This is a genomic window from Rhizobium sp. UBA1881 (assembly GCF_002338015.1).
In the GTDB taxonomy this organism is placed as follows: domain Bacteria; phylum Pseudomonadota; class Alphaproteobacteria; order Rhizobiales; family Rhizobiaceae; genus Rhizobium.
This window is the reverse complement of record NZ_DDHH01000099.1, coordinates 4,209-10,924: the sequence shown is the minus strand read 5'-3', so window position 1 is coordinate 10,924 and position 6,716 is coordinate 4,209. Positions and strand designations below refer to the sequence as shown.

General features: G+C 59.9%; 6 protein-coding genes. 3 read left to right on the top strand and 3 right to left on the bottom strand.

The window, feature by feature from the left end; genetic code table 11:
* Nucleotides 1-1,054: nucleotide sugar dehydrogenase (locus tag B3605_RS12450; protein WP_296434103.1), on the top strand; the 1,054-nt coding region annotated here is incomplete at its 5' end.
* On the opposite strand, the gene B3605_RS12445 is transcribed toward B3605_RS12450, so the two are convergent.
* A complete protein-coding gene (locus B3605_RS12445) occupies nucleotides 1,044-2,219 on the bottom strand; it encodes a DUF3095 domain-containing protein (RefSeq protein ID WP_113198991.1) in 1,176 nt (391 codons plus the stop codon). The genes B3605_RS12450 and B3605_RS12445 overlap by 11 nt on opposite strands.
* A 386-nt stretch (nucleotides 2,220-2,605) precedes the next feature.
* Between B3605_RS12445 and B3605_RS12440 the strand changes: the two genes are divergently transcribed.
* Complete coding sequence (locus B3605_RS12440; RefSeq protein WP_112972824.1) at nucleotides 2,606-3,085, top strand: class I SAM-dependent methyltransferase; 480 nt, start codon at nucleotides 2,606-2,608, stop codon at nucleotides 3,083-3,085.
* Here B3605_RS12440 and B3605_RS12435 read toward each other — a convergent pair whose 3' ends face one another.
* Together B3605_RS12435 and B3605_RS12430 are read right to left on the bottom strand one after the other, a co-directional pair.
* Complete coding sequence (locus tag B3605_RS12435; RefSeq protein ID WP_296434098.1) at nucleotides 3,086-3,964, bottom strand: FkbM family methyltransferase; 879 nt, start codon at nucleotides 3,962-3,964, stop codon at nucleotides 3,086-3,088.
* Nucleotides 3,964-5,682, bottom strand: coding sequence for an adenylate/guanylate cyclase domain-containing protein (locus tag B3605_RS12430; protein ID WP_112944078.1), 1,719 nt, complete (start codon nucleotides 5,680-5,682; stop codon nucleotides 3,964-3,966). Before B3605_RS12430 ends, B3605_RS12435 begins: the two co-directional genes overlap by 1 nt.
* A 192-nt stretch (nucleotides 5,683-5,874) precedes the next feature.
* Between B3605_RS12430 and B3605_RS12425 the strand changes: the two genes are divergently transcribed.
* A partial coding sequence (locus B3605_RS12425) for a glycosyltransferase (protein ID WP_296434095.1) occupies nucleotides 5,875-6,716 on the top strand: 842 nt, incomplete at its 3' end.

Sequence of the window (6,716 nt, the reverse complement as noted above, 5' to 3'; positions counted from 1 at the left end):
CGTCATCTGTGTGCCGACGCCGCTCACCATGCACCGGGCCCCGGACTTGTCCTTCGTCGAAGCGACGTCGCGCACGATCGGCGAGCATCTGCGCAAGGGCCAGCTGGTGGTGCTGGAATCGACCACATATCCTGGCACCACCGACGATGTCGTGAAGGTCATCCTTGAAAAGACCGGCCTGAAATCTGGAACTGACTTTTTTGTCGGCTTTTCGCCGGAGCGCGAAGACCCTGGCAACCAGCATTTCAATACGGCTACGATCCCCAAGGTCGTTGCCGGCGATGGTGCCGAGGCCCTGTCGCTGATGTCCGCCTTCTATGGCGCTGCCGTGAAGACAGTTGTTCCCGTGTCGTCGAATGCCACCGCGGAAGCCGTCAAGCTGACGGAGAACATCTTCCGGTCCGTCAATATCGCGCTCGTCAACGAGCTGAAGACCGTCTACGCGGCGATGGGTATCGACGTCTGGGAAGTGATCGATGCGGCCAAGACCAAGCCGTTCGGCTACATGCCGTTCTATCCGGGTCCGGGGCTGGGCGGTCACTGCATTCCGATCGATCCCTTTTATCTCACCTGGAAGTCGCGGGAATACGAACTTCCCACGCGTTTCATAGAGCTCGCCGGCGAGATCAACTCGGCGATGCCGCGCTATGTGATCGGCAAGCTTGCGGAAGCGCTGGATATCCGTGTCGGCAAGGCGCTCAGCCGTTCGCGCGTTCTCATGATCGGCCTTGCCTACAAGAAGAACGTGGCCGATATTCGCGAGAGCCCGTCCCTGCGGCTGATCGAGGTGATCGAGGAACGTGGCGGCCGCGCGGATTATCACGATCCGCATGTGCCGCAGATCCCATCAACGCGTGAGTACCAAGCGCTAAAGGGGCGTCAGTCCGTGGCGCTCACCGATGAGGTGCTCGCAGGATATGACGCGATCCTGATCGCAACGGATCACGACGGTGTCGACTACAAGCGCCTTGCCGAAAGCGGCGCGCTGATCGTCGACACGCGCAACGTATTCGCGCGGCTCGGGATTACCGCCGAGACCATCGTCAAGGCGTGACTTCGTCGATCGACAGCGTTTTGCCCGTTATCTGGCTGGCGGCGACAGCATAGCCGCCGCTCGCTCCATCGATGAAATGCATATGATCGCGCGACAGCGGCGTCGGCACGAAACAGGTCATGAGTGCCGATGCCTGGCTGTGTAGGCCGTAACGCGCTGTGCCGTCGGCCTGTGCCTTTTCCAGGAGCGTCCGGATGAGGCCGAGGCGATGCGCATCAATGTCGATCGTCATCTTCAGCCCGTCATCGAACTTGCGAAAGTCGGAGTTGCCGGCGACATCACGCTTGTAGAGCCGGGCGTCGAAGGTTCCAAACTTCAGGTTCAGCTTGTGAAGGATCACAGTCAGAGCGATCTGCAGCATGATGATGATGCGCTGCCTGAGCCGTCCAGCATGGGGCGCCGTCGCGTGCGCCTCCCTGTTGATGCCTTTCAGCGAGAAGCCGAGAGCGGGGCCGTCGGCTGGCACCGGATGTGCATCGCGGCTCTGCTCGGCGGAAATGGCGACCACGTCGCTGACCAGTTGCCGGAATTGCGGCGTCACGCCATGGACGCCCGGCACGACGATGATCGACGCGATTTCGCCGTTTCGGGACTGGATCGGGTTCCATCGGCAAGAAAGGCCAGTCAGATCGGGGCGCGACCCTGGAGGTGCGGGTTCGATGGCGTAGTTGCCTTTTTTCATCTGACCTTCCGCCCAGCTGCCTCCGCCACCTGCAAACATCGCGTAGCTCACGAAGGGACTTGCCGAATAGCGTGCAACGCGCACGTCCAGTCCCTCGCGTCTGATGTCACGGATGGGGACCAGAGCGATACGCAGCGTCAGTTGCAAATCTTCTTCAGCCCATCGCTGTGCGGCCGCAAGGGCTTGGCGCGCAGCGCTTTCCATCGAGCCGGGAAGGGCGACGATAGCGCCATCGCCACCAAAGACGAAGGGGTAGTCACCCTTCGCGAGCGCGTTGAGCACCGCGGAGATGACGCTGGCACCCGCCATGTTCACGTCCTTGTAGCGGCCGTCCATGATCGCCTGCGTCGAGCCAACGATATCGGCAACCGCCAGCACCCAATCATCGGGAAGACGCCGATAGTTGTTCGTATCGGTCACACCCTCGAACTGATCGAAGATCGGCACGCTTTGGAAGAAGCTGTCATTGGAAATGTCGTTCATGCTAGAACTTAGACCAGACAGCCGGATCTGCGGCAATGCCAATTCGTTCGGGCAAGGCGTGGTGACTGGCTTCAATCCGATCCGCAGCGGCAACCGACCGTGTCATTTGAACCTGGCTTGGATCCTATGTTGGACCCCGCCCTGCCTCCCGCCTTGGCTCGCGTATTGGAACTCAACCGGGATACCGCCTTGGGTCGGCGCAAACCGACTTGCACGCTTGAACCTTTGCCGCTAGCTCTGTCGCCAACGCACATGCTTCGAACGCGTGGCTGCAAAACCGCGCCCCACTGGCTTTGCGGAAAGCGCTCACGGCTGTCAGGCATCAATACCACAAGCGTGATGTCTTTTTATCCGCTTTCAAGAACGACGATCGGACACAGTTACAGATGAGCCGCCTCGACAGCTTCATTCGCCGTTTGACGGCCCAGCGTGATATTCTCAATGCAATCGTTGATTTGGTTCAAAAAATAGATGGCCCGGTGCTCGAATTCGGGCTCGGCAATGGCCGGACCTACGATCATCTGCGAGAGCATTTTCCCGATCGCCGCATAGTCGCCTTCGATCGCGAGGTGCGTTCTTATTCCTCCTCGACGCCGCCGGCCGAGAACATGGTAACCGGCGAGATCCGCGAATCGGGCCAGGCGTTCATTGGTATCGGTGCTGCACTCGCGCATGCCGATATCGGCACCGGTCATGATGAAATTGATGCGGTAACGCTGACGTGGCTGCCTCAACTGATGGTTGGCGTTTTGGCAAAGGGCGGGGTCGCCGTCAGCGGCCTGCCGATCGAACGGCCAGAGCTTGAGCCACTGCCGCTTCCATCAGGCATCAAGGAAGGCCGCTACTACCTCTACCGCCGCCGTTGATCAGGGTAGGAAAAGCACGTCGTACTGATCGATGTCGCCGGGCAGGTCGTTGACGGCCATTTCCTTCGCGCCCGTCTCGAAAAAGACGAGGCAGCGATCGTAAAAGCCGGCAAGCATGGCGATGAAAGCGCGGGTCTGCTCGGACCCATAAAAACTGGGTGTGAACTCCATGTAAAGCGGTACGCGGCGCGACAGGAGCGGCCCCATGGATCGGCACGCGACAGGTTCATATCCTTCGATATCCATCCAGACCAGGCCGATATCGGCAGGGTCGATCGAGAAATCGTTCAAGATCTCCGTCACTGACCGAACCGGCACGCTGATCTTGGTGTCGCTCGGGCTTTGCCGGATCGCGCTGCTCTTGCCGTGATTGTTGGCGTTCATGAAGAAGTCGATCTCGCCAGAGATGTCGCCGGCTGCGCAATTAACGGCCGTCACCATGTGGTCGAGCCGATTTTGACGCAGGTTTTGTTGCAGGAGCGGAAAATTGCGCGGGTCCGGCTCGATCGTGACGATATGTCGATAGGCGCCCGCTAGCGCGAAATAGACGGTCTGGGTGCCGATGTTGCCACCGATCTCGAGCAAGTAGCTGTCATCTTTCAAAATCGAGCGCTGCCGCAGGATATTCAGCAATCGGTCAACGTGGTCGCGCTCGAAATGGCCTTTGCGAAACACCTTGCGGCCAATGTAGTCTGAGGGAGAAAAGGTCATCAGGTGGTCGCCCGCGTCGACCGTCATGGAGACGACACGCGGCCCGATGCTCTCGATGAGGATCCGGCGACCCGTACGCGTGTCAAAAAGCTTGCGCGCGATCGCGTTGCGCATCTTGCGCCAGCGTTTTGTCCAGTATTTGGCGGTTAGCCGCGATTGGGCGGGCATCAGGTCTGTCCTTCAAGCAGTTGGATCGCCTTGTCGCGTGCAATGACATAGACTTTCAAGGGCAGTGCGCGGCCTCTGACGCTGATTTCACGACTTTCTATGCCGCCCATGTCGGCACCGGCCAGCATTGCAACGGGCTCTGAGACGACAAGCGCGACCTCGAATTCCTTTGCTGCAGCCTCTAGGCGACTTGCGACGTTGACCATATCGCCAATTGCCGTCGTGCTGCGAACGCGGCCAAAACCCAGCGTTCCCACCACTGCCGGGCCGGTATGGATACCGATGGCGATGCGCAGCGGCATCGACAGTTCGTCCGACAGCTCCTCGCTCAGCTTCTCGATGTCACGTGCAATCGAGGCTGCGGCCGACAGCGCCTGACGGCAGGCCTCCTCGGGCGTGGTTCCTATGCCGAAAAGTGCCATTGCACCATCACCGATAAATTTATCGATACGGCCACCGGCCTTCTCAACCGCATTGCCGACCAGGGCGAAGTAGCGGTTGAGCAAAAAGACGATATCGAAAGGCAGGCGATCTTCGGTTAGCGCGGTGAAGTCACGGATGTCGCAAAACAGAACGGCGATCTCTCGCTCGCGGCCGGGTGTCGTCTCTTGTGTGTTGGCGGGCAGGGCCGCTTCTGCCGCACGCAGCAACAGTGGCACCACCGTTACGTCTTGCGTCGGGCGCAACTGACAGGCAAGCCGGACATCGGGTGCAGCGTTTATCCGCTTCAGGGTCGATTGCTCCATCCGATCGGGGGACGGGAGAGCGTCAAGATCGCTCAACACCTGCACGCGGCACGTTGAGCACTGGCCCTTGCCCCCGCACACGGAATAATGAGGAATGCCGCCAAGCCTGCTCGCTTCAAGAACCGTGAAGCCGCGCGGCACACGCACCACTTCCCCGCCTTGATAGTGCACGGTGATCTGGTCGACGCGCTCCTTCCAGCGGCGACGCGTTCTGGCCGCGACGACAAGAAAAAGCGCTCCTGCGAAGGAGCCATAAAGCCCGGTGCGGATCATCCTGACCTCAGCGATCGCCTGCGGGTCCTTCATGTAGCGGGAATTGAGGTTTGCCTCATAGCGACCGATGTCGGCTATCCCCTCATAGGCCGGCTCGGCAATGGTGCGCCCCATTTCGATAAAGCCGAGAATAGCAAGAACCGGAACGAGAATGGCTACGACCAGCAGCGAGGCGGCGATGTCATTGTACCAGTTTCGATACCGCAGCCAGTAGTGGAGGCCGATGCAACCGTGGAACCATACGGCCACGAGGGCCACGACCTGACGAAAGCCATTGCCAGGCGCGGTGATCCACAGGGTGCGCATGATTGTTTCGTAATTGTCGCGATAGCCATATAGAGCGTGCACCACACGGGTGCCGATCACGTGATCGATCAACAAGATTGGAATTGCCAGGCCAAGAATGATCTGGGCGGCCTCACCCTTGGGCATGACGAGGCTACGGCGGATATAGATCGAGCGCAAGACCAGGGCGATATGAGTGAAGATCGCGCCATAGAGCGCCAGCGAGCCGACGGGATTTCGCCACAGTGCGGTGAAAAACCGTCTGCCGTCTTCCGCTGCAGAAACCGAAATGAGGCCGAGCGCGTGATTGGAAAAATGCAGGAAAGCAAAGGCGAACATGACAAGGCCGGAGCCGAGCCTGGCGCGCCTGATCGAGCGTTCCGAAAAAATGCTGCTGCCTGCGACGCTCGCCATTCAATCCCGTTCTTGAAACCCAAATCACATTTGCATTAGTGATAGGGTAATTGAAGTTTTATTGCCGCCTTTCGACCGTCTGTGCACGTCACATGTTCGTCAGCAAGCCGTAAGGATGAAGACCATAGCAAACTTTCGCCCGGCGGGCACAGGGGCCGGTCTTGAACACTGCGTCTTAAAGTGTGTGACCAGATGCGCATAGCATTTTACGCACCGCTGAAGTCGCCCAACCATCCGGTGCCCTCGGGTGACCGGCTGATGGGGCGGCTGCTGATCCGCGCCTTGCAGATGGGCGGCCATACGGTCCAGGTCGCATCCGAATTCCGCAGTTTCGCATCGACGCCGGAAGCAGCGGCAAGGGTCGAAGGCGAGGCGGCCTTGGAGCTACAGCGGCTGCGGGCCGAGTGGACGGGCGGACGCCAGCCCGATCTGTGGTTCTGCTATCATCCCTATTACAAGTCGGTCGATCCGTTCGGGCCGGTGCTATGTGCGGAATTCGGCATACCCTTGATTACTGCTGAAGCATCCTACTCTCCCAAACGCGATCAGACCGATTGGGCGCCGTATCAGGCGCGGATCGGCGCAATGGTTCGGGATGCCGCGGTCAATATCGGCTTCACGCGGCGAGACCGAGAGGGCCTTGAGCGGGCAATCCCCGAGGCGCACATCGCGGCACTCGCCCCTTTCATCGATACGGCGGCATTTGAAGGCCTCCAGTCAGTGCCGGAGCCCACACGGCTGATCACGGTCGCGATGATGCGTGCCGGCGACAAGATGCAGAGCTACGCGATGCTCGCCGAAGCGCTGGTCACGATAAGAGACAAACGTTGGACGCTCGCGATCGTGGGGGACGGTCCGGTGCGTGGTGAGGTCGAACGCCTCTTCGCAACATTCGAGCCGGGGCGGATCGATTGGCTCGGAGAGCGTGGTGCTGACGATATCGTTGAGGACCTTGGAAGATCAGGCATCTACGTGTGGCCCGGCTGCGGTGAAGCCTACGGGCTTGCCTATCTCGAGGCACAGGCGGCGGGCCT

What these genes read in the sequence shown, in the direction of transcription:
- B3605_RS12445 (WP_113198991.1), bottom strand. Translation starts at nt 2,219, where the DNA reads ATGAACGACATTTCCAATGACAGCTTCTTCCAAAGCGTGCCGATCTTC.
- B3605_RS12440 (WP_112972824.1), top strand. Translation starts at nt 2,606, where the DNA reads ATGAGCCGCCTCGACAGCTTCATTCGCCGTTTGACGGCCCAGCGTGAT.
- B3605_RS12435 (WP_296434098.1), bottom strand. Translation starts at nt 3,964, where the DNA reads ATGCCCGCCCAATCGCGGCTAACCGCCAAATACTGGACAAAACGCTGG.
- B3605_RS12430 (WP_112944078.1), bottom strand. Translation starts at nt 5,682, where the DNA reads ATGGCGAGCGTCGCAGGCAGCAGCATTTTTTCGGAACGCTCGATCAGG.